Origin of the sequence: Collinsella sp. CLA-ER-H9, assembly GCF_040092295.1 — a bacterium.
Taxonomy (GTDB): Bacteria; Actinomycetota; Coriobacteriia; order Coriobacteriales; family Coriobacteriaceae; genus Collinsella.
In genome coordinates this window covers 1-26989 of record NZ_JBBNLV010000022.1, presented here as the reverse complement: position 1 = coordinate 26989, position 26989 = coordinate 1, and the positions used below count along the sequence as shown (strand labels likewise).

Sequence of the window (26989 nt, the reverse complement as noted above, 5' to 3'; positions counted from 1 at the left end):
CCCATAAGGAGGGCCTACGAGGCATGGGTCGAGGCCGGACTTCCGCTCGATTGGGACAGGCAGGCCTTCGAGGCCGAGCGCAAAAAGGATTCTAAAAAACACCTTGCCAAATAGGAGCGTCAGGACGCAAGAAGCCCTCGCCGCACGAAGTGCGCAGCGAGGGCTTCTTGCATGTCCGAGGACGTTTTGGGAGGTAACCCAAACAGCCCCGGCGATCCTGCGGGAGTTAAACCCCTTTAGAACTTGTCGTGGAAGGTACGCGAAATGACCTCGTCCTGCTGCTCCTTGGTGAGAGTGTGGAAGTTCACGGCGTAGCCGGAAACGCGGATGGTCAGCTGCGGGTACTTCTCGGGGTGAGCCTGAGCGTCGAGCAGCGTCTCACGGTTGAAGACGTTGATGTTCAGGTGGTGGCCACCCTTCTCGGCGTAAGCGTCAAGCATGTGGACCAGGTTATCGGCCTGAGTCTCGGAAACTTCAGAAACCTTCATAATGTGTCTCCTTCGATTGATAGGCGCCGGCCGAAACCGGCGCACTAATCAGTAATCGTTATTGTTAGTATAGCACTAACAATAGTTACTCGCCCAGCTGATCAAGGTCGATATCGCCAAAGAACACCTGATCCTCTTTGCCGAGCGCACTCGGGATGATGGAGAAGGTGTTGGAGATGCCGTCCTGAGCATCGCGGAACGGGAGCTTGGAAACCGAAGACAGCGAAGCGATGGCGCCGTGGCTATCGCGCTTGTGCATGGGGTTAGCACCCGGGGCGAACGGCTGGCCAGCCTTGCGGCCGTCGGGCGTGGAGCCGGTCTTCTTACCGTACACGACGTTGGAGGTAATGGTCAGAACCGAGGTCGTGGGCACGGAGTTGCGGTAGGTATCGTTCATGCGGATGTACTCCATGAACTGGTGCACAACGTCGTGAGCGATCTGGTCGACGCGGTCGTCGTCGTTACCGTACTTGGGGAACTCGCCCTCGGTCTCAAAGTCGACGATGATGCCGTTCTCATCACGGACGGGGTGGACCTTGGCGTACTTGATGGCGGACAGGGAGTCAGCCACGACGGAAAGGCCAGCGATGCCCGTAGCGAACCAGCGGTGCACGTGCTTGTCGTGCAGAGCCATCTGGATGCGCTCGTAGCAATACTTGTCGTGCATGTAGTGAATGATGTTCAGCGAGTTGACGTACACGCCAGCAAGCCACTTCATCATGTCGTTGTACTTGGCCACAACGTCGTCGTAATCGAGCGTATCGCCCTCGACGGCGCGATACTTGGGGCCGACCTGCTTCTTGGAGACCTCGTCAATACCGCCGTTGAGCGCGTAGAGCAGGCACTTGGCCAGGTTGGCGCGAGCGCCGAAGAACTGCATCTCCTTGCCAATGCGCATGGAGGACACGCAGCAGGCGATGCCGTAGTCGTCGCCGTGGTAAACGCGCATGAGGTCGTCGTTCTCGTACTGGATCGAGGAGCTGGCGACAGAAGTCTTGGCGCAGAACTTCTTGAAGTTCTCGGGCAGACGGGTCGACCACAGAACGGTCATGTTGGGCTCGGGGCTGGTGCCCATGTTCTCGAGCGTGTGCAGGTAGCGGTAGCTCATCTTGGTAACGAGCGTACGGCCGTCAACACCCATGCCGCCGATGGACTCGGTGACCCACTGCGGATCGCCGGTAAACAGGGCCTGGTACTCGGGGGTACGGGCAAACTTGACCATGCGGAGCTTCATGATGAAGTGATCCACGAACTCCTGAATCTGCTCCTCGGTGAAGGTACCGTTGGCAAGGTCGCGCTCAGCGTAGATGTCGATGAACGTGGAGGTACGGCCGATGGACATAGCGGCGCCGTTCTGCTCCTTAACGGCAGCGAGGTAGGCGAAGTACATCCACTGGATGGCCTCCTGCGTGTTGGTAGCAGGGTTGGAAATATCGAAACCATAGGTCTCGGCCATCATCTTGAGCTCGCCGAGGGCGCGGATCTGCTCCTGCAGCTCCTCACGGTCGCGGATGTTGTCGGCGGTCATGACCGTCGGGGTGGAAGCCTTCTGGGCCTCCTTGTCCTTAATCAGGTAGTCGACACCGTACAGGGCGACACGACGGTAGTCGCCGATGATGCGGCCGCGGCCATAGCCATCGGGCAGACCGGTGATGATGTGAGCCGAGCGGCAAGCACGCATCTCGGGGGTGTAAACATCGAAGACGCCGGCGTTGTGGGTCTTGCGCTCGAAGGTGTAGCGCTCGACAACGTTCTCGTCGACCTTGTAGCCGTGCTGGCTGGCGGCCTGGCAAGCGATGCGGATACCGCCGTTGACGTGCAGAGCGCGCTTGAGCGGCTTGTCGGTCTGGAGGCCGACGATGGTCTCCTTCTCGCGGTGGGCGTTATCGATGTAGCCAGCGGGGTGGCTCACGATACCCGTGACGGTCTTGGTGTCCATATCGAGGACACCACCCTGCTCGCGCTCCTTAAGCAGCAGGTCGAGAACCTCGCCCCACAGCTCCTTGGTACGCTCGGTCGGACCTACGAGGAACGACTCGTCGCCCTCGTAAGGGGTGTAGTTCTTCTGGATGAAGTCTCGGACGTCAACCTCTCCCGTCCAAATGCCTTCCTTGAAGCCTTCCCATGCCTCCTGCATTGTGTAACCACGCTCCTAGTTACGTGTAATGCGGCGCTCTCTCACACCGCTGCTTATTGAATTCTTGAATTTTCGGCTTGCACTACCGGCTTCTTCCGTTCTTCACCACATGTTGGTGCAGGGAAAAACGTTTGTCCACCTTGGAACTGCAACCCAAAACCCAAGATTTCACCCGTTTGAGAAGGATAACATAGCGACCCCCTTCATCAGGGCTGTTATATGTTTCTTTTTTTATATCATAAGGGCGTTTTTTACAAACCCGCAGGAAATGCGAGCGTGAACAACTACCGTTCACCGATTTGTTTAGTTTTTTCCTTGCCTTTGTACGACGTTCACTCTAGCTGTTATGTCAGCTTTAGCAGGGTAAAGTGCCTCTGAGTGGGCTTTAGGACGTGCTCAGAGATCTACCCCTAACTTTGCTGATACCGACGGTGTACGGAGGTCGCCTAAAAGTTGTTTTCTAGGCATGTCCCAAAATCTACCGTATAGGGTGCGCGTGCGGGGGTATCATCTTTCACCGAAAATAGTTTCTAGTGTTAGGGGTTTTCGGTGGAAGATACCGATTTCCGTGAACTTGGGCGTCAGCTCCTTACCGAGTTCGGCAGCATGCATCAGCGCATTTCGCGCTTTGCGGACAAAGCCCTCGGCGGCGAGATGGCCGTCATGCGCGCCCTCATGCTCGCTGGCGGTTCGCTCACGCCGAGCGAACTCGCCGATCGCGCCTGGGTCTCGAGCGCCCGCATCGCCAATATCCTACGCGCTCTCGAAGCCAAGGGCTGGGTCGAGCGCGAGCACTCAAAGACCGACCGTCGTCGCGTACACGTCACGGTGACCGACAAGGGATTCCAGGATCTCGAAATCAAACGACGGGAATTCGAGGAGCGCACCGCGGCCTTCCTCGAGCAGCTCGGCGAAACAGATACCCAAGAGATGGTGCGCCTTCTAAGACGTGCCAACGAAATTATCGACCGCAATCAAGAAAGGAGAGATGCCGAGTGAGGATTCTCAAGCTCTTTAAAAAGCACGTCCTGGCACTGTTCACAGCTATCGTACTTATCGTAATCAGCTGCAACGCCGATCTGGCGCTGCCTACCTATATGAGCGACATCGTCGACGTGGGCGTGCAGCAAGGCGGCATCGCCTCGCCCGTGCCCGACACCATTCGCGCCGAATCGCTCGACGACCTCGAACTCTTCATGAGCGCCAAGGACGCCAAGGCTGTGGAGGCCGTGTTTAGCAAGGCTGACAAAAACGGCATTCGAACGTACAAGGGCACCGAGGAAGAGCGTGCCGATGGAGGCAAAATTACCGACATTATGAGCCTGCCCGAGACCGTCGTCCTTTCGCTCAACCAGGGCATCGACGCCGACTCCATGGGAGACATGACCGGCACGTCCAGCGAGAAAGACGGCGACGCCGCTCAGGCCATGCCCACGCCCGAGCAAATGGCAGCGATGACGCCCGAGCAGCTCGCCGAGATGCAGCAGAAGGCCGCAGCGGCGCAGAATATGCAAAAGCAGATCGACGCCGACGGCGGCAAGATCACCATGAAGAGCCTGCGCCTGGGTGTCGAGGGCGGTCTGGTAGACCAAAGCAAGCTCGTCGAGGGCGCCAACGAAATGGCGGACAAAATGGGCTCCATGTCGGGCTCCATCGTCACCCAGCGCGCCGTGAGCTATGTACAGGACGAGTACAAGGCGCAGGGCATCGACCCCGCCGACGTGCAGAACGCCTACCTGGGCCGCATGGCGACCACGATGTTTGGTCTGTGTCTGGTGTCGCTGGTCGCCACCATCCTGACCGGTGCCGTGGCTTCGCGCACCGCCTGCTCCATCGCACGCGACCTGCGCCGCGAGACCTTCAACAAGGTTATGCACTTCTCGCCGGCCGAGGTGGGCAAGTTTAGCCAGGCCTCGCTCATCACCCGCTGCACCAACGACATTCAGCAAATTCAGATGGCCGCAACCCTGTTTATCCGCATGTGTCTGATGGCGCCCGTCATGGGCATCGTCGCCGTCATGCGCGTCCTGGCCAACCACACCGGCCTGGAGTGGACCATCGCCGTGGCCATCATCGCGGTCTCGGCCGTCGTCGGCGTGCTTATGGGCCTCACTATGCCCAAATTCAAAAAGATGCAGAGCTTTGTGGACCGCGTGAACCTTACCGCCCGCGAGCTGCTCGACGGCCTTATGCCTATCCGCTCGTTCAACCGCGAGGAGCATGAGCTCGAGCGTTTTGACAAGGCTTCGCTCGACCTGATGACCACGCAGCTCTACACCAACCGCGCCATGAGCTTTATGATGCCGCTCATGATGCTGGTCATGAATTGCATCACCGTGCTTATCGTCTGGTTTGGCGCGCAGGGCGTGTCCGACGGCGTGATGCAGGTCGGCAACATGATGGCGTTTATCTCCTACACCATGCAGATCGTCATGGCGTTTATGATCCTCACCATGGTTTCGGTCATCCTGCCCCGCGCCGAGGTCGCAGCCGAGCGCGTGGAAGAGGTCATCACCTGCCCCACGAGCATCAACGACCCCTCCTCGCCCAAACTGCCCGCGACCAGCGCGTCACGCGGTGAGCTCACCTTCCGCGACGTGAGCTTCCAGTATCCCGATGCCCGCGCCGATGTCATCAGCGGCGTGAACTTCACCACGCATGCCGGTCAGATGCTCGGCATCATTGGCTCCACGGGCTCGGGCAAGTCCACGCTCGTGCAGCTGATTCCGCGCCTGTACGACGTCACCGGCGGCAGCATTTCACTCGACGGCATCGACGTGCGTGACATGACCCTTTCCGAGCTACGCCGCCGTATTGGTTATATCCCGCAGCAGGGTCGCCTGTTCTCGGGCACCGTCGAGAGCAACCTCAAGTTTGCCGGCGATATGGTGAGTGACGAGGATATGCGCCAGGCGGCACGCGTCGCCCAGGCGGAGGACTTTATCGCCGAGCGCGAGGGCGGCTACGACTCCCCCATCAGCCAGGGCGGATCCAATGTCTCGGGCGGCCAGCGCCAGCGCCTGGCCATCGCCCGCGCGCTGGCCAAAAAGCCCGAGGTCGTGGTGTTCGATGACTCGTTTAGTGCCCTCGACTACAAGACCGACGCGCGCCTGCGCGAGGAGCTGGCCAAAAACGTTACCGACGCCGCACTCGTGGTCGTGGCCCAGCGCATCGCGACCATCATGCACGCCGACCAGATTATCGTGCTCGACGACGGCCACGTGGTGGGCACTGGCACACACGAGGAGCTGCTGCACAGCTGCCCGGCGTACCTGGAGATCGCACAGTCGCAGCTTTCAGCCGAGGAGCTGGGGCTTACCCAAGAAGAAATTGCAGCCGTCATGGAAGGAGGCGAGCGCTAATGGCAGACGAGACCAAGACTCAGATTCCCAAGCCCACCCGCCGGCGCGGTCCTATGGGCCGTATGGGTGGCATGGGCCGCGGCGAAAAGGCCAAGGACTTTAAAGGCACCATGAGGCAGCTGCTCGGCTATATCGGCCAGCACAAGATTGCCGTGTTTGCTGCCGTCGCCTTTGCCGTGTGCTCGGTCATCTTTAACATTGTGGGGCCCAAGGTGCTCGGCCAGGTTACCACCAAACTGTTCGAAGGCCTGGTTGCCAAGGTCAACGGCACCGGCGACGTCGACTTTGACTGGATCGCCAAGACGCTCGGCTTTTTGCTCTGCCTGTATCTGGCAAGCTCTGTCTGCAGCCTGGTCCAGGGCTGGCTCATGACCGGCGTCACGCAAAAGATCTGCTATCGCATGCGCAAGGAGATCGCCGCCAAGATCGCTGTCGTTCCAATGAGCTACTTCAACGGCCACAGCAAGGGCGACGTGCTCAGCCGCATCACCAACGACGTCGATACGCTGGGCCAGTCGCTCAACCAGAGCGTGACCCAGCTCATCACGTCGGTGACGCAGATTATCGGCGTGCTCGTCATGATGCTGTCGATCAGCCTGCCGCTCACCGGCGTCACCGTGCTCACGCTGCCGGCCGCCGCGATTATCCTGACCGTAATGATTCACTTCTCGCAGCCATACTTCCGAGAGCAGCAGCAGGTTCTGGGTGCCGTCAACGGCATTATCGAGGAGGATTTTGCCGGCCAAAACGTCATTCAGGTGTTCGACCGCGCCGAGGCCTCAATCGAGGAGTTCGACCGTCAAAACGACCGCCTCTTTATTAGTGGCTGGCGCTCGCAGTTCCTGTCGGGCCTGATGATGCCGCTTATGAGCTTGGTGGGCAACATGGGCTACGTGGGCGTCGTCGTGGTGGGCGCGCAGCTCGCACTGACCGGCAATGCCACGCCCGGCGACATCCAGAGCTTTATCCAGTACGTTCGCAACTTTACGCAACCCGTACAGCAGCTGGGCAACGTGAGCAACACGATGCAGTCGATGGCCGCCGCCACCGAGCGTGTGTTTGAGTTCCTTGCCGCGCCCGAAGAGGAGCAGAAGTCCGACGCCCAGATTCCCGAGAAGCGCCCCGGCCACGTGGAGTTTGACCATGTCAAGTTTGGCTACACGCCCGACAAGACCATCATCCACGACTTTAGCTGCGAGGCACAGCCCGGCCAAACCATCGCCATCGTCGGCCCCACCGGCGCCGGCAAGACCACGCTCATCAAGCTGCTGCAGCGCTTCTACGACGTGGACGGCGGTTCACTGCGCGTCGAGGGCGTCGACGTGCGCGACTGGGACCGCGCGGCACTGCGCGGCGAGTTTGCCATGGTGCTGCAGGATACCTGGCTGTTTAACGGCACCATCCGCGAGAACATCCGCTACGGACGCCCCGATGCGAGCGATGCCGAGGTCGAGGCCGCTGCACGCGCCGCACGCTGCGATCACTTTATCCATACGCTCGCCGGCGGCTACGACTTTATGATCAACGAGGAGGGCACTAACCTGTCGCAGGGTCAGCGCCAGCTCGTGACCATTGCCCGTGCCATTTTGGCCGACCGCCCGGCGCTCATTCTGGACGAGGCGACATCCAACGTCGATACCCGCACCGAGGAGCTCATCCAGCGCGCCATGGATGCGCTGATGCAGGGCCGTACCAGCTTTGTCATCGCGCACCGCCTGTCCACGATCCGCAACGCCGACGTGATCTTGGTAATTCGCGACGGCGACATCGTCGAAAAGGGCACGCACGACGAGCTGCTCGCCCAGGGTGGCTTCTACGCCGATCTGTACAACTCGCAGTTCGACGAAGCGGCGTAAAACTGGCGCCAAACAACCGCAATACCCAAAAACGGGGGCGCAGAATGAACTGCGCCCCCGTTTTGTGTCCTTTGGGCCTCGAAACGCCTCCCCTGAGGCCTGATTGACGCTCTCCCTCAAGGCCCCGTGGGCAAAAAATGGCAAAAATGAGTACTGTCACCTTTTTAGTAACAGCCAAAACTGCCCCAAACGACGTCTTTGCGGCCTAGATATTCCTTCAAATTGATCAAAACGCCCGTTAGCAGGCTTCTGCGTGCCAACGTTAATGAACATATTTACTGTTGTGTCTATTATCTTGTAAGGTCGATATGATACTAAGCTAGCAACAGTACTCATATTTGCCATTTTTTGTCCACGGGGTATGCCGCAGGAGATCCAACTTGCTCCAGCGTGCCGTACGCCGGTCCTCCCCTTCCAGCGAGTGCCGGCATTTCCCCAGATAAAACCGACCAAAATAAACCTGTCCCTTTTTGGCAGGTTTTGCTTGCACTTTAGCGTGCGACAGCGGATAATGCCGAGCATTCGACAATACGCTTATTGTTCTTTCTATAGATTGAGGAGGCCCCGCATGGCCATGGATTTCAAACGCAGGCTGCCGATCCCCATGGAGATCCGCGAGGAGATGCCGCTTTCCGCCGAGCTTACTGCCAAAAAGCAGGCATTTGACGCCGAGGTCGCCAAAGTCTTTACCGGCGAGGACGCGCGCAAGGTACTCATCATCGGCCCGTGCTCTGCCGACCGCGAAGATTCGGTGCTTGAGTACATGAACCGGCTGGCCAAGGTCGCCGAAGAGGTCAAGGACAAGCTCATCATCATTCCGCGCGTCTACACCAACAAGCCGCGCACCAAAGGCACCGGCTACAAGGGTCTGCTGCACAACCCCGACCCCGAGGCGCCCGATGACCTGCTCGAAGGCGTTAAGGCCATTCGCCACATGCACCTGCGCGTCATCGAGGAGACCGGTTTCTTTACCGCCGACGAGATGCTCTACCCGTCCAACTACCAGTACCTCGTCGACCTGCTGAGCTACGTCGCCGTAGGCGCCCGCTCGGTCGAAAACCAGGAGCATCGCTTGGTATCGAGCGGCATTTCGGTGCCTGTGGGCATGAAGAACCCCACCGCCGGTTCCACCACCGTCATGCTCAACTCCATCTACGCCGCCCAGGCACATCAGAGCTTTATCTTCCGCAACTGGGAGGTTGAATGCGACGGCAATCCGCTCGCACACGCCGTCATGCGTGGCTACATCGGTCTCGACGGTCGTACCTACCCCAATTACCACTACGAGCACCTGGAGCGCCTGGCCGAGCGCTATACCGAGCATGCCGGCTATGCCAACCCGGCAGCGGTCATCGACTGCAACCACGACAACTCGGGCAAACGTCCGCTGGAGCAGTATCGTATTTGCAAGGAGGTGCTCGACAGCTGCCGCCGCAATGAGTCCATCTCTAAGCTAGTCAAGGGCTTTATGATCGAGTCCTACCTGGAGGACGGCAATCAGCCGGTCGACGGCGGCGTCTTTGGCAAGTCGATCACCGACCCGTGCCTGGGCTGGGAAAAGACCGACTACCTCATCCACGAAATCGCGGAGCGGGTGTAGGTTACGGCGTTTTACCAAACGCCGTAACCGGCCGACGCTGCGCGGGTCGCATTTGGACAATCTGACGTTCAACTTCAAGGGCGCGACCAGAAGGTCAGCGCCCTTTCGTTTCACGTCACCTTGTCTCAAATGCGACCCGCTCGCTGTCCGTCCTCTAACCGCGGCGTTGTCTTGCTCCGGATGTAGCAGTTAGGGACGCTCCTTTTCTGTCGGCAGTTTGGGACACTCCTTGGGTAGTCGTTGGGGACATTCTTGTTTGACTAGTCGTTTAAGAACGTCCCCAACGACTATCACTCTGTCAAACATGCCCTCGAGTCGCACGGTTCCCTTCGAATCGATCATACAAGCCCCCAATCTGTTCGGTTTCCCCAGATTGTGAGCCCGCATACCCAAGCCGCACGGCCCGCCGTTCAGCTGAAACCACCTACCAAAAAGGGACAGGTTAATTTGGGCAGCTTTTATCTGGGCAAACGTCCAAACCGCCGCGAGAGAGCTGCCTTCCCTCGCGGCGGTCTTCTAGCAGAAAAACCAAGTGAGTAGACTTTTTGCAGGAAGCCAAGCACGCCCCAAAACGCCATGGCTCTGACCTGCGGTTTTATTGAGCATTTGTCGCGATGTGCTTGGCAGGTTCAAAATAGTCTACTCACTTGTATCTAAGACGCACCAGATTGGCAAAAACCGCCGCGAAAGGGCCCCTGGTCCCTTCGCGGCGGTCATACGCCTCTGATTTTGCGACGATTTTGCCCGCTTGTTACTCGCTGTAACGGGTGGCGATGGCAGCTTGTACCATGCCGGTGCTCATGAGATAGGTCACCAGGAAGTAGCCACCGTATGCTGCCAGGAAGATTGCACAGGTGAGGCCCACGGTGCCGCCGATGCTCATATTTCCGAAAATGCTCACCAGCTCGATGATCACCTTAAGTGCCACAAAGGAGTGCGCCAGGCCCACTGCCAGCGGGAACAGGAAGAATACCGCTTGCTGCGCCATCACCGAATGGCGAATCTGGCGGTCGTCGCAGCCGATCTGTGCCAGCACACGATAACTGCGGCTGCCGTCGGCCACGTTGGAGAGTTGCTGGATCGACAGAATCGCCGCGCATGCAACGACCAATACAAAGCCGATGTAGATGGCTAGGTAGCTAATAAGACCGTTCATTTGCGCTGCTTGCGTGTACATCTCGGAGCGTGTGATGAAGGTTCCCCACGACCCCGGCTCCTTGCCGTCAACGAGCAGATTGTCGAGCACAGTGTATTTAATACTCTCGTCTGCCTCGGTCGTATCCATCCCCTGTTTGTAGTTAACGAGCAGGCTACTGGAATACGGCTGCAGATTAAGTTGGGACAACAGCTCGTCGGCAACGACGACGGTACCCGGATTACTGCCCATCGCCGAGTTGGCGATGGCCGCCGTATCTTCGTCCGACTTATCGGCTGCGGGCTTGAGTGTATGCCCGCCCAAGGTGAGGGTATGGCCGCCGGCCATGTATTTGGTGTACAGGTCGACCAGCTCGCCGCCCATATCACACGTGAGCAGATACTGGTCGTGACCGATGTGCACCGGCTCCTCGCCCATCATCTGGCGCAGTTTGTTGTACTGGCTCGCCGGCGTCACAAACAGACCCATCGCATCGGCATTGCTACCCCCGAACGCCTTGGGAAGCTTTTCGCCCATGATCTTGCACATCTCACTTGGGGTCACCGAAGGATTCGAGCCGCCAACCGGGTAACTCAGATACGAATCGATCTGCACATGCTCACCGGCAACATCGGCGATATTGACCTTCTTGCCGGTCTCGTCGTTGTTGTCCGCCGACTTGCCCTTAATGCCGTCCGCAACGTTATCGGAATCGATACGATCGCCGTGCCATGGATCGCCGTGCCATGCGGGGTACAAATCGACCGTTGTATCGGCCAGCACCATGCGATCGGCTTCAGACGGATTGATGTACTCTTTGTAGTAGTCAAGCGTATCGGGCGTGTAATAGACATACGTCTGAGACACGTCAACAGGGTTATAGCGCTCCAGGTTCTCGTTCATCACGTTGGCAATCGACATACCGCACGTCACCGAGGTGATGGCCAAAAACAGGAGCATCGCGATGACGCCCATCGAAAAGCACACCGTGTTGACCTTGGCCGCAAGCTGGCGCACGGTAAACATGTTGAGGCCGCGCCAATACACGCTGCGCAGGCTCTGCAGCAGCTTGATGAGCATGCCCGAGAGTCCCCAGAACAGGGCAAAGGTGCCCACGGTAACCATAGCGGTCGTAATACCAAACTGGTTCATGGCCTCTTGCAGCTTGCTGTCCGTCGCGGTTAGCGGGAACCCATCACGTAGCAGACGGTAATAGGCCACGCCCACAAGCACCGCGCCCACGGCAAAGATGGCAATCGCGATCCAGGGGTTGCGTGTCTTGATGCTCTCGTTGCGACGCTCGGCACCCATAAGCTCGATGAGTTTGGTACGACGCACGGCGCGAAGGTTCAGCAGTAGCGTGAGCACAAACATTACGAGCATGCAGGCAAGGGTCAGATTGAACGCATGCACCGAGAAAAAGAAGTGGAAATTGGCGATCTGTGTCTTAAAAAGCGAGGCCGTAAAGAACGTCATGAGCTGGGAGAGTCCCACACCCAGCACAATGCCGGCGACAAAGGCCACGACCGAAACGATCACCGTCTCGAGCGCCATGATCGTGGCGACGCGCCCACGCCCCATGCCGAGCACCTGGTACAGGCCAAACTCCTTCTTGCGGCGTTTCATGATGAAGTTATTGGCATACACCATCAAAAAGGCCATGACACCGGCCAAAAAGTACGTCAGGTCGCCGAGCATGCTGCCCATTACCTGCGCCAAGCCCTTTTCATCGATTCCGGCGATGTCGACCTGCATCGAGATGGTGTTAAAGGCATAGAAGACCGTGACGCCCAGGGTGAGCGTCAAAAGGTAGACGAGGTAGTCGCGGCCGGCGCGGCGGACGTTGCCCCAAGCGAGTTTACAGAGCATCGGAGCCCTCACCGCCCATCATGGCAACGACCTCCATAATGCGGTCGAAGAACTCTCGGCGGTCGGTGTCGCCGCGGCGCAGCTCGGTGAAGATCTTGCCGTCGCGAATAAACAGCACACGGCTCGTGTAGCTGGCGGCAAAGCTGTCGTGCGTGACCATGAGCACGGTAGCGCGTAGGCGGCGGTTAAGGGCCTCCAGGCTCTCGAGCAGCAGGCGAGCGCTCTTGGAATCGAGGGCGCCGGTGGGCTCGTCAGCCATGATCATGGTGGGGTCGGTGACGAGCGCGCGAGCAGCGGCAACGCGCTGCTGCTGACCGCCGGACATCTGGTAGGGATACTTGTCGAGCACCTGACTAATGGACAGACGCGCGGCCACATCCTGCACGCGGGTCGAGATCTCTGCCGAGTTTGTGCGGGCGATGGTGAGCGGCAGGGCGATGTTCTCGCGTGCCGTGAGCGTATCGAGCAGGTTGGAGTCCTGGAAGATAAAGCCGAGCTCCTCGCGGCGGAACTGCGAAAGCTTAGCCTGCTTCATGCGTGTTACATCCTGCCCGTTGATGCGGATCGTGCCACTTGTGGCGCTATCGATGGTCGACACGCAGTTGAGCAACGTCGACTTGCCCGAGCCCGAAGCGCCCATGATGCCAACAAATTCGCCGCGGTTGACGGTAAAGCTGACGTCGTTGAGCGCGCGGGTCACGTTGCCCAGCGCTCCATATACCTTTTCGAGATGCGCGACCTCCAGTACCGGGGTCGCCATGTGCGTGGTTTGCATACCGAGTCCTTTCTTGCGATTAGTCTACGGCATCTATAGTCGCAAGAAGACGAGTCGGCTACCATCGATATGGCTTACGCTTGCCTTACCGTTGTGTAAGGTACGGGTAGCTACCCTGCCGCGTGTTGATGTTGAGAAAGGACTCCTGTTGAAGACTGTTCATGTTGCCGCTGGGATCATTCGCAAGGAAGGATCTGACGAGCTGCTTGCCGTGCAGCGCGGCTACGGCAACATGCAGGGACTTTGGGAGTTTCCCGGCGGCAAGCTCATGCGCGGCGAGACACCCGAAGACGCCGTGCGCCGCGAGCTCATGGAAGAGCTGCAGGTAAAAGTCACCAACCTGCGCGATTTCTATACCGTTGAGTATGACTACCCCGATTTTCATCTCTCCATGGAGTGCTACTACTGCTCGCTCGCCGATGAATCCGATGAGCCTCAGAAGCACGACCGCCAGCTCGATATCCGCTGGATTCCACGCACCTCGCTTGCCACGGTGGAATGGATGCCCGCCGACAAGGGGCTTATCGATGCCCTGATTGAGCTGAAGGAAGATCGGCTTGAGGCCAACAGCACTGCCAAAGATGCCAAGGCCGCCACGACCGAACACCCCGCCGCCAAACCCAAGCGCGCACCTAAGCGCCGCAGCAAAAAGCGTCCCAAGCCCGGTCTGCTCGACGGCATCGATACCTCGGACCTCTCCGCTGACGAGCGCGAACTGGTCCGCCGTCGCGCCGCCATCAAAAAGTCCATGAAGGGCAACAAGCGCGCCAACACCAAGCCCGAGCTGCTCGTTCGCCAGCGCCTGCGCGCAGCGGGCCTTACGGGTTATCGCTTGGAATGGAAGGTTCCCGGCAAGCCCGACATTGCCTTTCCCGGGCGCAAGATCGCCATCTTCGTCAACGGCTGCTTTTGGCACCGCTGTCCTAAGTGCAATCCAAGCCAGCCCAAGCGCAACGTTGAGTTTTGGGAGGCAAAGTTTCGTCGCAACGTCGAGCGTGACCGAGCCGCCATCAACGCACTTACCCAAATGGGCTGGACGCCCATCACCGTCTGGGAATGCGAGCTCAAGAAAGACCGCATCGACGCCACCATGGAAAAGGTCATCGAGCAGGTACGGGCTGCAGAGCCGCAGCGCTAACAGCGAGCATTCACACGCTCCGCACGTCCGCGCCACGTCTACGCCACAAACCTTAGAAAGCCCTTAAGCTCAAAACCTTTCAAGAGTGTTACTCAATAGCCTTGACCTGCGGTTTCATCGTAACACCAAACCAGGTTAAGCCTTTCTTTAGCGCTTCTTTGCAGCAACCGCGGCATAATACTGCCAGCGCACGGGACCTAGCAGCACACCCCGTGCGCAATCTTTTGGTGGACATCGAGGAGGCCGCATAAGCATGCATTCTTCCAACGGCGCAGCACAGCAGCCATCCCTAAATCATGCAAACCTTTTCTCCTTCCCCCCGACACAGAGAAACGGCCTCCTCGACTCCCCCACCGCAAAAGCCAAACGCTCAATCGACCAGAGCCACAACTTGCGAGCATCGTTCGAAAGGCTCCAAGCATCCCTAGACAAGGCGTTCCCCGAACAGGCAAGAGCAATCTAAGCCCATCGCGCTTTATACTGATGCCATGCGAAACATGGATCACATAGAATTGCACCGCGGAGGACGCGAGGAAGCGTTCCCCGAGACCGCCGAAGACTGGCCCTATATTGCCGAACGCGCAGAATTCGCTCGCTATCCGGGCAATTCCGTCCCCTGGCACTGGCATTCCGAAGTTGAGCTTTTCTACATGGAGCAGGGAGTGATTGACTATCGAACGCGCGCGGCTCATGAGCACGTACGCTTTGAGGAAGGGTCCGCCGGCTTTATCAACGGCGGCGTTTTGCACAGCACGCTGCAATCGCCCAATTCGGCGCCAGCCATTCAAATGCTGCATATCTTTCAGCCGTCGATGCTCGGCGATCCCGCGGGACGTCTCCAAAAGCGCTACATCAATCCATTACTTCAATGTCGAGGCGTCGATGTGCTCAAATGGTCGCCCACCAACCCCGACGATATGCCCTTTATCGATTTGCTAAAGAGTTCCTTTAACCACGACCTTCAACGGCCGCAGAACGAGATGGCGCTTCGGAACAGCTTGTCAGAGCTCTGGATTCAGATTTACGCCAAGGCCGAACCGCTCTTTTCCTCCGACAACGCCTCTTGGATGACCAACCGCGACGTACAGTTCAAGGCAATCCTGGACTATATCCGCGCAAACTATGCAGCCGCTATAGATGTGCCCCAGATGGCATCTGCAGCCGGCGTAAGCGAAAGAGAGTGTTACCGCATTATCGAAGCTTGCGCAGGAACGACCCCGGCGGCATATCTGCGCGCATACCGCGTAAACCGTGCTTGCGAACTTTTGGCACACACCACGCGAACGGTCCAGACAGTCGCGCGCCAATGCGGCTTTGCGACAGCAAGCCATCTTGGCCAGGTATTTAAAGAACAAATGGGGTGCACTCCTTCGAGCTATCGAGCAGCGAGGCAGAATCTCGATAGCACCAGGCAGAAATCCCGCTAGCCCTTCTTCTGTCACTGCATCAAACTTGCAGGCAAACAACGGATAGGAGCAATCATATGAAGCACTTTGACCATATCGTATTTGACGTTGATGGGACATTGGCAGATACAGAAGAAAGCGTTCTGTCATCGCTTGTCCAGATTGTCCAAGAAGAAACCGGCAAAACGCTTCCCCGACACGAGCTTGACTTTGCCCTCGGCATACCCGGCAAGGATGCCCTTGAGAAACTTGGGATCTACTCGCAGGCAACGTTGGATCGCTGGTGCCAAGTTGCCGCCAGCTTTAAAAGCACCATCAGCGTGTTTCCAGGTTTGCTTGAAGTCATCGCAACACTCGCCGATAGCGGCTGCAAACTTGGCATTGTCTCCTCACGTGCGCGCGACGAATACGCAAAAGAAATTGCACCCCTTGGTTTCGATAAGTATTTTGAGCACATCATCCTTGTCGAAGACACAACCGAACATAAACCCGCACCCGCACCCATGCTCGAATATCTCCGACGTGCGGGCGCGAATCCTGGCAACGTCGTCTACGTTGGCGACACCGTCTACGACGAACAATGCGCAACTTCAGCAGGGGTCAGTTTTGCCAGAGCGGCATGGGGATCACACCAAGACATCCCAAATGCCACCTACAACCTCGAAACCCCCAACGACCTGTTAACCCTAACAACCAAATAACCCACGCGTCCCACCCTTTCAGCCCTAACGCCACAAGGGCGATTGAGCAGGACGGTTTGGGCGGGTCCCGTACTTAGTTTCCAAAATCATTCCGCAGCGCGAAGGCCCCCGTTGTCAACGCTTCGAAGAAGCGAGACAACGGGGGCCTTCATGCGCGAGGACGTTTTGGAAACTAAGTACGGGACCCGCCCAAACCGTCCGGTGGGATCAGAGTACCCTTGCTGTTACTCTGCTTTGCCCACAGAGTTGAGGTTGGTCATGCGGATCTTAACCAGCTCGGTGATCTCACGCATGCCCTCCTTGGCCGGCTTCTTAGGATCGAAGCAGGCGGGGTTCTCGGCCATGTAGGCCATGAAGCCCTTGGTGTAGGCCTGACGCAGCTCAGTGGCGTAGTTGACCTTGCAGATGCCGTTCTTCACGGCCTCGGCGACCTGCTCATCGGGCACACCGGAAGTGCCGTGCAGAACCAGCGGCACGTCGACGGCGTCGCGGATGGCCTTGACCACGGACTGCTCGATGTGAGGATCGCTCGTGTACACGCCGTGGCTGGTGCCAACGCCAATGGCCAGCGAGGTGCAGCCGGTGCGCTCGACGAACTCCTTGGCCTCGGCCGGATCGGTGTAGGGGCTCTCGCCCTCAACCGCGGGACCGTCGTCCTCCTTGCCGCCAACCTTGCCAAGCTCGGCCTCGACGGGCACACCCATGGCGCGGCCAGCGTCGGCGACGGACTTGGTCAGGGCGATGTTGTCCTCGAAGGACTCGTGCGAACCGTCGATCATGACAGAGGTGTAGCCAGTGCGGAAAGCCTGCATGCAGCGGTCATAGCCATCGCCGTGATCGAGGTGCAGAGCGACGGGCACGGAAGCGCGCTCGGCGGCAGCCTTGACCATGCCGTAGAAGTAGTCCAGACCAGCGGTCTTGATGGTGCCCGGGGTGGTCTGCATGATGACGGGGGACTTGGTCTCCTCGGCAGCGGCCAGAACGGCCATAACAAACTCGAGGTTCTCGACGTTGAACGCGCCAACGGCGTAATGGCCGGCCTGAGCGTCCTTGAGCATCTTTTCGGTGGTAACAAGTGCCATGAGCGTTTGCTCCTCTCCCTCGCCCGCATCTGGACATCGGGCGTACGTGTCCGCAAGGCGTTTTACCTTGCGTTTTGCTGCGTCCATTGTATGAAATTCAGCGGCTTTGCATGTGCGAGATATTGAGCCCATGCAGGTCAATACAGTCGTTTTTGAAAAGTAAACGGAAGGAATTGGAGCCGAGTGGGCGTATTCGATATTGAATTTTGGGCGTTCAGCGTCTTTCTTTTATAGAAAAGATAAGTAATCGAAAGGCGTTTTCTTACTCAAAAAGAAAATGAACGAAAATAGGCTCAACACAATTCCTACAAATTTAGCCGAGAATGGAGCAAAAATGGCCCACGCAACAACCCGAGCTTTCGCCGATGAGCGTCGTTCCGCCATCATGGAGATGCTCGAGCATAACGCCTCGGTGCAAGTGGCAGAAATCGCCCAGACCTTTGGCGTGTCCTCCGTTACCGCCCGCGCCGACCTGGACGCGCTCGCCGAGTCCGGCAAGTTGCGCCGCACGCATGGTGGCGCTGTGTCTCTCCAGAAGCGACTGACCGTATCCACCCAGGATCGCCGCATCAACGTCAATGTCGCCGCCAAGCAGGCCATCGCGCAAAGCGCCATCGAGCTCGTCGGCAATGGCGACACGTTGCTTGTCGACTCGGGCACCACGGCGCTCGAGTTCGTCCGGCTCCTCGATCAGCGCGACGGCATCACCGTCATCACGGCCGACATTACCATCGCCGATTACATCGACGAGAGCATGCCCTCGGTCGATGTCGTCATGCTGGGTGGGGCACTGCGCAAAGGTCATCGCTATCTGTACGGTCCACTTACCATGCAGGCGCTCCAAATGGTCCACGCCGACCTTGCCGTCATGTGCCCCGGCGCTTTTGTCCCCCGCTGCGGCTTTACGACCGACTTTCCCCAAATGGCCGAGACCAAAACGGCTATGATCGCCGCAGCCCATCAAAGCGTCGCCCTCATGGACGCCAGCAAGGTTAACGGACGCGGCATGTACCGCTTTGCCGAGCTGGCAGATGTCGACACCATCGTGATGGACCGTGACCCCGATCATGCCGTTGCCACCTCAATCGCCGAGATCGTCGACGACGCCCGCCCAAATCTCCTCATCGCTGGCGCTTAAACAAAAACCACCACAAAGGTGCCTGTCCCCTTTGTGGTGGTTGAGCGTTAAAAGCGAAATATCGCTACTTGGAAAGCTCGTCGGCGAGGGCCTCGATCTGAGCGCGCGAGGCGTCGTTGAGCGACCCCAGCACAGTCACCTTGTTCTGCGCCAGGGTGATGTCCTTCATACCCTCGAGCTCCTTAGTCATAACCTTGGCAGCGGTGGGCGCCCAGGAGCCGGCCTCGACGAGCGCCACGGTGCGGTTCTGGTAGGCATGCTCGGCGAGCGTGTGGATAAAGGTGCTCATGAACGGGAAGATCTCGCCCTGATAGGTGATAGAGGCGAGCACCAGACGGTCATAGCGGAACGCATCCTCAACAGCCTCGGCCATATCGTCGCGAGCCAGGTCAAAGACGGAAACCTTCTGGCCGCGGGCCTCGAGCGCAGATGCGAGCTCTTCAACGGCAGCCTTCAGATGCCCATACACACTCGCATAGGCAATCGTGATGCCCTCGTCCTCGGGCTGATAGCTCGACCAGGTGTTGTAGGTGTCGAGGTAATAGCCCAGGTTCTCGGTCAGCACGGGGCCGTGAAGCGGGCAAATGATCTGGATGTCCAGATTGGCGGCCTTCTTGAGCACGGCCTGCACAAACTTGCCGAACTTGCCCACGATGCCAAAGTAGTAACGGCGCGCTTCGCAAGCCCAGCCCTCGGGATCCTCGATGTCGTTGGCGCCAAACTTGCCAAAACCGTCGGCACTAAAGAGCACCTTGTCGGTGGACTCGTAGGAGAAGAGCACCTCGGGCCAGTGCACGTTGGGGGCGCCGACAAACGTCAGGCTGTGGCCGCCCAGGTCGAGCACGTCGCCATCTTTGACGACCATCTTGCGCTCGGGGTAGTCGGTGCCAAAGTAGTTGACCATCATGCGGAAAGCGCCCATGCTGGCCACAATCTGCGCCTGGGGATAGCGCTCCATAAAGGCGGCGATACCGGCGGAGTGATCGGGCTCCATGTGATGGACAACCAGGTAGTCGGGCGTACGACCATCGAGCACGGTCTCGAGGTTGCCGAGCCACTCGTCGACAAAGCCAGCGTCGACCGAATCGGCGACAGCGATTTTATCGCCCAAGATAACATAGCTGTTGTATGCCATGCCGTTCTCGGACACGTCGTACTGGCCCTCGAACAGATCGATGTCGTGATCGTCGACGCCAATGTAGCGGATATCCTTGGTGATCTCCATCAGGCAAAGCCTCCTAGATAGACAAAAGAACCCGTCTATCATAGCACTCGCCCTCGTAGCTACGGCTATCTGCCAGCATCCTTACCGATTGTTATTGATGCGGAATATACCGCTTTTGACCTGCAAAAACTATACGCGAGGCTCTGCCGTGGTGTGCCGAACGATGAGCTTGCCCGGAATACGAATGGCAACAGTCTTGCCCGTTGCCCCCGCCTTGGGAACCGCGTGCTCGAATACCTCGCGTCCGCGCTGATGTAGATCGAATCGCACGGTCGTGAGCTCGTTATGCGCGACAAAGTCGTCGAGCGAGTCATCGACGCCCACCACGCTCACGTCCTCGGGCACACGCAATCCGCTGTCGCGCAACGCAGCGATCGCACCGTTTGCCATCTGGTCATTTGCCGCGTAAATCGCCGTCATGGTGCGGTCGTGCTCAGCCAGATATCTGCCGGCTTCGTAACCGCTGTTGGCAGACCAGTCGCCCTCGAGCGGTTCAGCCGGCTCGATGTGCTTACGCTCGAGCGCATCCTGCCAGCCGGCGCGACGGAACTGTTCGTCAATCGAAAAGGACGGGCCGCCGATAAAGCGAATCTGTTCATGTCCCAGCTCAAACAGATGATTCATGAGCAACAGCGAGCAGCCGTAATGATCGGAGTCAACCGTAGTCACCCGCGGGTGCGCATACATGGTAACGATGACCGTGCCAATACCCGGCAACGGATCGAACGTCTCAAAATCGGGAGCCATACGGCTCATGCCGATAATGATGCCGTCCACGGGCAGCGCGGCCATACGACGTGTTGCCTCGGCAAGAGAGAATTCCTCGGTCTTGGACATCTCGACCAGTGTGATGGCGCAATTATGCTCGCGAGCAGCGCTGGCGATGCCGTCGATCATTGAGAGGTTGCCAAACTTGGTGACATCGTTGACGCACAGGCCGACCGAATGGTAGCGACCGTCGCGCAGCGAGCGACCGGCATAACTCGGACGAAAGCCGAGCTCTTGCATAGCGGCCTGCACACGCTGGCGCGTCTGCTCGTTAACGTTGGGCAAGCCGTTGGCGACGCGCGAAACCGTCTGCTGCGAAACGCCAGCAGCGCGGGCGACGTCGGCCATGGAGACCGGACGCGAACTGGTATCGTTGGACGGACGCCTTGCCACAGGATCACCTTCACCCTTGCGAGATCTGAATAGCGTGCATGCCGGCCCGGGCAGAGATACACTCCGCGCCGAGGCCCGCCATCGTCGGACGCATGTTAACGTACTCTACTTTTTCAATCCGCAACTCTTCTGCTTTATAAGTCCATACAGCAGTACCGTTCACGGCTGTATTTCTACCGATTACCAGATTCTCAAAAAGTGACAAGCGTTGTGTTATGAGTACGTTAACATAGCCCGTAACGTGCGGTATCGTGAACACTTGGTTCACTCCGCTTCAAGTTGTTAACGTACTCATAACGACGCAAAACTCGCCCGTGCGCACCAAGGAAAGGACTCCCATGACCACCCCCGACGAAAAGACATTCGCCACGCTCACCAAACTGTTTGAGGAGGAGTTTGGCCCCATCGGCGACCGCCAGGTGCTCTATGTGCACGCGCCCGGCCGTTCCGAAATCAGTGGCAACCACACCGACCACGAGGGCGGCCACGTCATCGCCGGCTCGCTCGATGTCGCCGTTGACGGCATTGCCGTAGCGACCGACACCAACAAGATTCGCGTCGCCGACGAGGGCTACCCCACCTTTGAGATCACGCTCGACACGCTGGATATTCAAGCGTCCGAGAAGGGCACGTCCGCGAGCCTCGTCCGCGGCATGGCCCACGAAATCGCTGCTCTGGGCGTTGAGCCCCAGGGCTTCGACTTCGCCTTCACCTGCTCTGTCCCCTCGGGCGGCGGCCTTTCCAGCTCCGCTGCTGTCGAGGCGGCATACGGTCGCGCCATGGAGACGCTCTGGGGCGCACCCGCCATTGAGCCCGTCGCGCTCGCTCAGATGAGCCAGCGCACCGAGAACAACTACTACGGCAAGCCCTGCGGCCTGATGGACCAGGCCGCCGTATGTCTGGGCGGCCTCGCCTACATGGACTTTGAGGACCAGGCTCAGCCTAAAACCAAGAAGCTCGAGCTCAACTTTGAGGATCACAGCTACGCGCTCGTGCTCGTTAAGGTCGGTGCCGACCACGTGGCCGCCACCGACGACTACGCCGCCGTTCCGCGCGAAATGCAGGACGTCGCCGCCGAGTTTGGCAAGGAACGCCTGTGCGAGGTCGATGTTGCCGAGTTTGACGCCAAGCTCCCCGAGCTGCGCGCCAAGCTGGGCGACCGCGCCTGTCTGCGCGCCGTTCACTACTGGTACGAAAACGGCCTGGTCGACAAGCGCTGGGCTGCCCTGAACGCCGGCGACATCGATCAGTTCCTGGTCCTGACGCGCGAGTCCGGCGCCAGCTCTGCCATGTACCTACAGAATGTCGTTGCCAAGCTGGGCTCCGAGCAGCCCTCGATGTATGCCCTGGCACTGGCCGAGCACGTGCTCGACGGCCGAGGCGCCGTCCGTATCCACGGTGGCGGCTTTGGTGGCACCATCCAGGCCTTCGTGCCGCTCGACCTGGTCGACACCTTCATCGCCAAGATGAACGGCTGGCTGGGCGAGGGCTCTGCCCGCCACTACGCAATTTCTGACAAGGGGGCCTACGCGGCATGGCTGTAATGACTGACGTGCGCGAGGCCGCGCAGAACCTGATCGAGTACGCCATCCACCGATCGATGATCGGCCAGGACGATCGCATCTGGGCGTATAACACCATTCTCGAGTGCATCGGTGCTACGGGCCCGGCGCTCGACATGGCCTGGGCGCTCCAGGTCGAGAAACTCTCGCTCTTGCACCCCGATACCCTGCCCAACTTTGACCTTGAAGGCACACTTGCCGCGCTTGCCGAGGCGGCTGTTGCCAACGGCGCCGCCGAGGACACGGCATCGGGCCGCGACCGCATCGCCATGCGCATCATGGGCGCGCTCATGCCGCGCCCGTCTGCCGTGATTGACGAGTTTACCGGCCGCATGGGCGTCAACGAGCCCCGCGCCGCGACCGACTGGTTCTACGGCCTGTGCTGCGACGCCGGCTACGTGCGCCGTGCCGCCATCGCGCGCAACATCAAATGGAGCACCCCCACCAACTGGGGCGATCTTGAAATCACCATCAACCTGTCCAAACCCGAGAAGGACCCGCGCGATATCGCCGCGGCCGGTGCGGCCAAGAACACGGGTGAGAGGTATCCCGCCTGCCAGCTGTGCATCGAAAACGAAGGCTACCCTGGACGCTCCGCCGCAACCGACGGCGGCGCCCACCCCGCCCGTCAGAACCTGCGCGTTATCCCCATCCAGCTCGACGGCGAGCGCTGGGGCTTCCAGTACAGCCCGTATGCGTACTTTAACGAGCACTGCATTGCCATGAGCTCCAAGCATCGCCCGATGCACGTGGATCGCAAGAGCCTGACCTGCCTGCTCGACTTTGTCGACCTGTTCCCGCACTACTTTATTGGCTCCAACGCCGACCTGCCCATCGTGGGCGGCTCGATTCTGTCGCACGACCACTTCCAGGGCGGCGCACACGAGTTCCCCATGATGCATGCCACCGAAGTCTCGCAGTTTAGCGTGCCCGGCTTTGACCAGGTCAGCGGTACCGTGTTGCAGTGGCCGCTTTCGGTGCTGCGACTGCGCTCGCACGACCGCGCCCAGTTGCTCGACGCTGCCGAGAAGATTATCCTCGCCTGGCGCGAGTGGACCGACGAGTCTGTGGGCGTTATCGCGCACACGGCCGACGGCGTAGCGCACAACACCGTGACGCCCGTCATCCGCCGCGTCGACTCCCGCGGCAACGCCGGCGGCGAGATCTACGAGGCCTACCTAACGCTTCGCTGCAATATCACGACCGGCGATCATCCGCTGGGCGTATTCCACCCGCATGCCGAGTATCACCATATTAAAAAGGAGAACATCGGCCTGATCGAGGTCATGGGCTTGGCCATTTTGCCGCCGCGCCTGGTTCCCGAGCTCGGCGCTGTCCGTGAGCACCTGTTGGCGGCCAAGACCGATGCCAGCTACGACCTTGCCGGTGCACTCGAGGGCGACGACCTTTGCCGCAGCCACGCCGCATGGGCCGAGGACGTCTTTGCCCGCCGCGCCGACGAGCTTACGGCGGACAACGCCATCGACATCCTGCACGAGGAGGTCGGCGTGGTGTTTGGCCACGTGCTCGACAACGCCGGCGTCTTTAAGTGGGACGAAGCCGGCCGCGCCGCCCAACAGCGCTTTATCGACTCACTGTAATGATCCCTTGGGGACGGAGGAAAACGGATCACTTCGTCTTCAAGACAACGGCGCCCGCCGGCAACATCGCCGGTGGGCGCCGTTTTATTGGTTAGTCATTGGGGATGTTCTTAAACGACTGGTCATTAAAGAACGTCCCCGACGACTAATGACTCGAGCGTGGAAAATCTCCCACTTTGAGCTCGTATGGGCACCAAAAGCGGGAGATTATCCACGCTCATTCTATTAGGAGTCGCAACCGCTACAACTCTACGACCTCAACGCCGTTGTAAATCTCGTCCCAGCGGTCCATGACCAGGTGGCCAGTCTTGGGATCCATGGCGTTGAGCTTGCCGCAGGTATTGGCGGTCTTGAGCACCGTGATGTCGTCGGCACCAGCAGCAATGGCATGCGCAAAGCCGGCGATGGTCGAGTCGCCGGAACCCGTCGCGTTCACTGCCGCAATCGCGGGCGTCTTGGCACGGAACGCACGGCCCTCATGGAAGCCCACCGAACCGGCAGCGCCCATCGAAACGACAACCCAGGGGATACCGGCAAAACGGTCATCGGCGGCGAGCGCCTCGCGCAGGGCATCGACATCATCAGTCGTAAAGGACGTACCCAGCAGGCCGTTAATCTCGGTCAGGTTGGGCTTTACGAGCTCAGGCTTAGCGTCGGACTCCAGCGCGGCCTCCAGCGATGCGCCCGAGGTGTCGAGCAGCACCTTGGCGCCCGCCTCCTCGGCGATCTTGACGAGCTCGGCATAGTAGCCGGCATCGACGCCACGCGGCAGCGAGCCCGAAAGCGTCACAACGTCCGCCTTCGCTGCAAGCTCGGCGAACTTGGCCGTAAAGGCCTCGAGCTCGGCCGGGGCGATCTGCGGGCCGCTCTCCAGCAGCTCGGTCTGATTGCCCTCGTGCAGAATATTCAGGCAGATGCGCGTCTCACCGGCGATGGGCACAAAGTCGTTCTTGACGCCATCGGCATCCATGAGCTCGGCCATATAGGCACCCATGTGACCGCCAAGCAGGCCGGTCGCGAGCACGTCGTCGCCCAGCTGCAGCAGCACGCGACTCACGTTGAGGCCCTTGCCGCCAGCGGTCTTTTCGGGCGTCACACGGTTCACGTCGTCGATGATCAGCTTGTCGAGCTGATAGCGCGTATCAATCGACGGGTTCATGGTAACGGTCAGAATCATGTTGGACTCCTGTTTAGAAAACCGGCCCGCGCCCCTCACAGAAACGCGAGCCGTCAATTAAAAAGCTGCAGAATGCCGGGTACCGCCAAAAACGAAGCACCCAAGCTCAGCAAGCAAAAGTTTTATCGGAGCAGCTCGCCCGCCAGATGGCTTCGCAGCGTCGACTGGTCTGGCGTTCGGTAGAACGCCGGAACCTCCTTAGTCGTGGTATTCGCCACGCTCCCACTTCTCAAGGAACTCGTCAAAGAAGCGCGGGTCAGCCTGAGCCTCGGCGTCGGCCTTATTGCAGGCATCGATCTTGGCAATCAGGGCATCGTGCTCGGGGGTCTTGTCGTAGGGCTCCTCCAGGAAGGCAAGCATGATGTCGGCCATCAGGAACTCGCCAGTGATCTTGCCGCCAAAGCCCACGATGTTGGCGTTGAGCTCGCGACGGGCATACAGGGCAGAGGTCATGTCGCGAACCAGGGCGCAGCGGGCGCCGGGAACCTTGTTGACGGCGTTGGTGATGCCGATGCCGGTGCCGCACAGGGCCACGCCAAAGTCAGCCTTGCCGCTGGCAACAGCCTCGCCCACGGCCTTGCCGTAGATGGGGTAGTGCGTACGGGTGTGGCTGTAGGTGCCGCAGTCGAGCACCTTGTAGCCAGCCTGCTCCAGGCGGTCGGCCAGATAGATCTTCTCGTCCGTAACGATATGGTCGCAACCGATTGCGATGGTCTTCTTCATCAGAACGTCCTTTCGTCTGAATTCACAAGTTGAGGTAGAAGTTCGAGTTCTCGGTGGCTCTCGTTAGGCCATCTTGTTGAGCATGTCGACACGGATCTGGTGACGGCCGCCAGCATACTGGGCGCGCAGGAACTCGCGGGCGATCTTCTTTGCGACCTCGGTGCCCACAACGCCCGGGCCCATGGTGACCATGCGCGAGCCGTTGTGCTCGCGGGTCATGTAAGCGGAACGCTCGTCGGAAATGTTGGCGACGACCATGCCCTTGATCTTGACGGCGGCCATATAGGAGCCGACACCGTACTTATCGAATGCGAAGCCCTGGGAATCCTTGTGCTCCAGCAGGTCCTTGGCAACGGCGGTCGCGGAATCGACAAAGTCCGCGGCAGGGGTCTCGGAATAGTCGACGACCTCGTGACCGTCGGCGATGAGCATCTCCTTGATGGACTCCTTCATCGACATACCGTCGGCATCGGAAGCGATTACAACTCTCATGACATCCTCCTTGAGAGATACGCAGGTGCGTAGTTTCTGTTTGGAAGTGTTGAATCGCGTTCAGGTCCGGGCATCTGAATGTGCGGTTCTTCACTGTTCATGTTTATTTGAACACATTCGAACAGTAACTGCAACAACTATTTGTTTATCTTTGTTCTTTTTTGAACAAATATCGTTCACGGATGATTGCTGACCGTTTGAGCCGGGCGCGGACGTAGCGACCATGTGTTCAACAAATCAGAACCACCCTTAAAAAGGGTGGTTTGCTCTTAGGGTATAACCCACGGGCCCCGGGCTCGCGTCTAAAGGCGCGGGCCCGGACTTCGTCCAGGCCTAGTGCATCTTGACCCGTGGCGCGCCG

General features: G+C 59.1%; 20 protein-coding genes. 10 read left to right on the top strand and 10 right to left on the bottom strand.

Going from position 1 to position 26989, the window contains the following annotated elements; all coding sequences use genetic code 11:
* Window positions 1–236: 236 nt before the first annotated feature.
* Window positions 237–488, bottom strand: a complete 252-nt coding sequence (gene grcA3 / locus AAAX73_RS09340; protein ID WP_117583521.1) for an autonomous glycyl radical cofactor GrcA3 — start codon at window positions 486–488, stop codon at window positions 237–239.
* An 85-nt stretch (window positions 489–573) separates the two neighbouring features.
* Window positions 574–2625 (bottom strand): formate C-acetyltransferase, encoded by a 2052-nt coding sequence (gene pflB / locus AAAX73_RS09335; protein ID WP_349125738.1) that lies wholly within the window; start codon window positions 2623–2625, stop codon window positions 574–576.
* 549 nt (window positions 2626–3174) lie between these two features.
* Between pflB and AAAX73_RS09330 the strand changes: the two genes are divergently transcribed.
* From AAAX73_RS09330 to AAAX73_RS09315, 4 genes are all read left to right on the top strand, one after another.
* Entirely contained in the window at window positions 3175–3624 is a 450-nt protein-coding gene (locus AAAX73_RS09330; protein ID WP_052044097.1) for a MarR family transcriptional regulator, read from the top strand.
* Window positions 3621–5987: an ABC transporter ATP-binding protein gene (locus AAAX73_RS09325; RefSeq protein ID WP_349125737.1), complete on the top strand. Its 2367-nt coding sequence runs from the start codon at window positions 3621–3623 to the stop codon at window positions 5985–5987. The genes AAAX73_RS09330 and AAAX73_RS09325 overlap by 4 nt, the downstream gene beginning before the upstream one ends.
* A complete protein-coding gene (locus tag AAAX73_RS09320; RefSeq protein ID WP_349125736.1) occupies window positions 5987–7843 on the top strand; it encodes an ABC transporter ATP-binding protein in 1857 nt (618 codons plus the stop codon). Before AAAX73_RS09325 ends, AAAX73_RS09320 begins: the two co-directional genes overlap by 1 nt.
* A 568-nt stretch (window positions 7844–8411) precedes the next feature.
* Window positions 8412–9443, top strand: coding sequence for a 3-deoxy-7-phosphoheptulonate synthase (locus AAAX73_RS09315; protein WP_349125735.1), 1032 nt, complete (start codon window positions 8412–8414; stop codon window positions 9441–9443).
* Between the two features lie 751 nt (window positions 9444–10194).
* On the opposite strand, the gene AAAX73_RS09310 is transcribed toward AAAX73_RS09315, so the two are convergent.
* Both AAAX73_RS09310 and AAAX73_RS09305 read right to left on the bottom strand, forming a co-directional pair.
* Complete coding sequence (locus tag AAAX73_RS09310; protein WP_349125734.1) at window positions 10195–12447, bottom strand: ABC transporter permease; 2253 nt, start codon at window positions 12445–12447, stop codon at window positions 10195–10197.
* Entirely contained in the window at window positions 12437–13207 is a 771-nt protein-coding gene (locus AAAX73_RS09305) for an ABC transporter ATP-binding protein (protein ID WP_155813824.1), read from the bottom strand. The genes AAAX73_RS09310 and AAAX73_RS09305 overlap by 11 nt, the downstream gene beginning before the upstream one ends.
* A gap of 163 nt (window positions 13208–13370) precedes the next feature.
* Between AAAX73_RS09305 and vsr the strand changes: the two genes are divergently transcribed.
* From vsr to AAAX73_RS09290, 3 genes are all read left to right on the top strand, one after another.
* Entirely contained in the window at window positions 13371–14360 is a 990-nt protein-coding gene (vsr, locus tag AAAX73_RS09300; RefSeq protein ID WP_349125733.1) for a DNA mismatch endonuclease Vsr, read from the top strand.
* Between the two features lie 497 nt (window positions 14361–14857).
* The gene (locus AAAX73_RS09295; protein ID WP_349125732.1) at window positions 14858–15787 is read left to right on the top strand and encodes an AraC family transcriptional regulator; all 930 of its coding nucleotides are present in this window, start codon (window positions 14858–14860) and stop codon (window positions 15785–15787) included.
* 56 nt (window positions 15788–15843) lie between these two features.
* Window positions 15844–16467 (top strand): HAD family hydrolase, encoded by a 624-nt coding sequence (locus tag AAAX73_RS09290; RefSeq protein ID WP_349125731.1) that lies wholly within the window; start codon window positions 15844–15846, stop codon window positions 16465–16467.
* Between the two features lie 224 nt (window positions 16468–16691).
* Here the strand turns inward: AAAX73_RS09290 and AAAX73_RS09285 are convergent, their stop codons facing one another.
* Window positions 16692–17549, bottom strand: coding sequence for a class II fructose-bisphosphate aldolase (locus AAAX73_RS09285; protein WP_022095149.1), 858 nt, complete (start codon window positions 17547–17549; stop codon window positions 16692–16694).
* Window positions 17550–17883: 334 nt separating this feature from the next.
* On the opposite strand from AAAX73_RS09285, the gene AAAX73_RS09280 reads away from it, so the two are divergent.
* Window positions 17884–18687 carry a DeoR/GlpR family DNA-binding transcription regulator gene (locus AAAX73_RS09280; RefSeq protein WP_195444998.1) on the top strand — a complete coding sequence of 268 codons (804 nt, stop codon included), beginning with the start codon at window positions 17884–17886 and terminating at the stop codon, window positions 18685–18687.
* 64 nt (window positions 18688–18751) lie between these two features.
* Here the strand turns inward: AAAX73_RS09280 and AAAX73_RS09275 are convergent, their stop codons facing one another.
* Entirely contained in the window at window positions 18752–19912 is a 1161-nt protein-coding gene (locus AAAX73_RS09275) for an FprA family A-type flavoprotein (RefSeq protein WP_349125730.1), read from the bottom strand.
* Between the two features lie 129 nt (window positions 19913–20041).
* A complete protein-coding gene (locus AAAX73_RS09270) occupies window positions 20042–21028 on the bottom strand; it encodes a LacI family DNA-binding transcriptional regulator (RefSeq protein ID WP_349125739.1) in 987 nt (328 codons plus the stop codon).
* A gap of 383 nt (window positions 21029–21411) precedes the next feature.
* On the opposite strand from AAAX73_RS09270, the gene AAAX73_RS09265 reads away from it, so the two are divergent.
* On the top strand, window positions 21412–22617 hold the full coding sequence (locus AAAX73_RS09265) for a galactokinase family protein (protein ID WP_349125729.1): 1206 nt from the start codon (window positions 21412–21414) through the stop codon (window positions 22615–22617).
* Window positions 22608–24236, top strand: a complete 1629-nt coding sequence (locus AAAX73_RS09260; RefSeq protein WP_349125728.1) for a UDP-glucose--hexose-1-phosphate uridylyltransferase — start codon at window positions 22608–22610, stop codon at window positions 24234–24236. Before AAAX73_RS09265 ends, AAAX73_RS09260 begins: the two co-directional genes overlap by 10 nt.
* Before the next feature lie 241 nt (window positions 24237–24477).
* Here AAAX73_RS09260 and AAAX73_RS09255 read toward each other — a convergent pair whose 3' ends face one another.
* The 3 genes from AAAX73_RS09255 to lacA form a co-directional block, all read right to left on the bottom strand.
* Window positions 24478–25413 (bottom strand): hexose kinase, encoded by a 936-nt coding sequence (locus tag AAAX73_RS09255; protein WP_349125727.1) that lies wholly within the window; start codon window positions 25411–25413, stop codon window positions 24478–24480.
* A 198-nt stretch (window positions 25414–25611) separates the two neighbouring features.
* Window positions 25612–26136 carry a galactose-6-phosphate isomerase subunit LacB gene (gene lacB / locus AAAX73_RS09250; protein WP_349125726.1) on the bottom strand — a complete coding sequence of 175 codons (525 nt, stop codon included), beginning with the start codon at window positions 26134–26136 and terminating at the stop codon, window positions 25612–25614.
* Window positions 26137–26199: 63 nt separating this feature from the next.
* On the bottom strand, window positions 26200–26628 hold the full coding sequence (lacA, locus tag AAAX73_RS09245; protein WP_006234830.1) for a galactose-6-phosphate isomerase subunit LacA: 429 nt from the start codon (window positions 26626–26628) through the stop codon (window positions 26200–26202).
* Window positions 26629–26989: the final 361 nt, after the last annotated feature.

Excerpts from the sequence above, each read along its gene's own strand:
- AAAX73_RS09290 (WP_349125731.1), top strand. The coding sequence starts at position 15,844 with ATGAAGCACTTTGACCATATCGTATTTGACGTTGATGGGACATTGGCA.
- AAAX73_RS09265 (WP_349125729.1), top strand. The coding sequence starts at position 21,412 with ATGACCACCCCCGACGAAAAGACATTCGCCACGCTCACCAAACTGTTT.
- pflB (WP_349125738.1), bottom strand. The coding sequence starts at position 2,625 with ATGCAGGAGGCATGGGAAGGCTTCAAGGAAGGCATTTGGACGGGAGAG.
- AAAX73_RS09255 (WP_349125727.1), bottom strand. The coding sequence starts at position 25,413 with ATGATTCTGACCGTTACCATGAACCCGTCGATTGATACGCGCTATCAG.
- lacA (WP_006234830.1), bottom strand. The coding sequence starts at position 26,628 with ATGAGAGTTGTAATCGCTTCCGATGCCGACGGTATGTCGATGAAGGAG.
- AAAX73_RS09275 (WP_349125730.1), bottom strand. The coding sequence starts at position 19,912 with ATGGAGATCACCAAGGATATCCGCTACATTGGCGTCGACGATCACGAC.
- AAAX73_RS09260 (WP_349125728.1), top strand. The coding sequence starts at position 22,608 with ATGGCTGTAATGACTGACGTGCGCGAGGCCGCGCAGAACCTGATCGAG.
- AAAX73_RS09285 (WP_022095149.1), bottom strand. The coding sequence starts at position 17,549 with ATGGCACTTGTTACCACCGAAAAGATGCTCAAGGACGCTCAGGCCGGC.
- AAAX73_RS09295 (WP_349125732.1), top strand. The coding sequence starts at position 14,858 with ATGGATCACATAGAATTGCACCGCGGAGGACGCGAGGAAGCGTTCCCC.
- AAAX73_RS09305 (WP_155813824.1), bottom strand. The coding sequence starts at position 13,207 with ATGGCGACCCCGGTACTGGAGGTCGCGCATCTCGAAAAGGTATATGGA.
- AAAX73_RS09310 (WP_349125734.1), bottom strand. The coding sequence starts at position 12,447 with ATGCTCTGTAAACTCGCTTGGGGCAACGTCCGCCGCGCCGGCCGCGAC.
- lacB (WP_349125726.1), bottom strand. The coding sequence starts at position 26,136 with ATGAAGAAGACCATCGCAATCGGTTGCGACCATATCGTTACGGACGAG.
- AAAX73_RS09320 (WP_349125736.1), top strand. The coding sequence starts at position 5,987 with ATGGCAGACGAGACCAAGACTCAGATTCCCAAGCCCACCCGCCGGCGC.
- AAAX73_RS09270 (WP_349125739.1), bottom strand. The coding sequence starts at position 21,028 with ATGGCCGACGTCGCCCGCGCTGCTGGCGTTTCGCAGCAGACGGTTTCG.
- AAAX73_RS09280 (WP_195444998.1), top strand. The coding sequence starts at position 17,884 with ATGGCCCACGCAACAACCCGAGCTTTCGCCGATGAGCGTCGTTCCGCC.
- AAAX73_RS09315 (WP_349125735.1), top strand. The coding sequence starts at position 8,412 with ATGGCCATGGATTTCAAACGCAGGCTGCCGATCCCCATGGAGATCCGC.
- grcA3 (WP_117583521.1), bottom strand. The coding sequence starts at position 488 with ATGAAGGTTTCTGAAGTTTCCGAGACTCAGGCCGATAACCTGGTCCAC.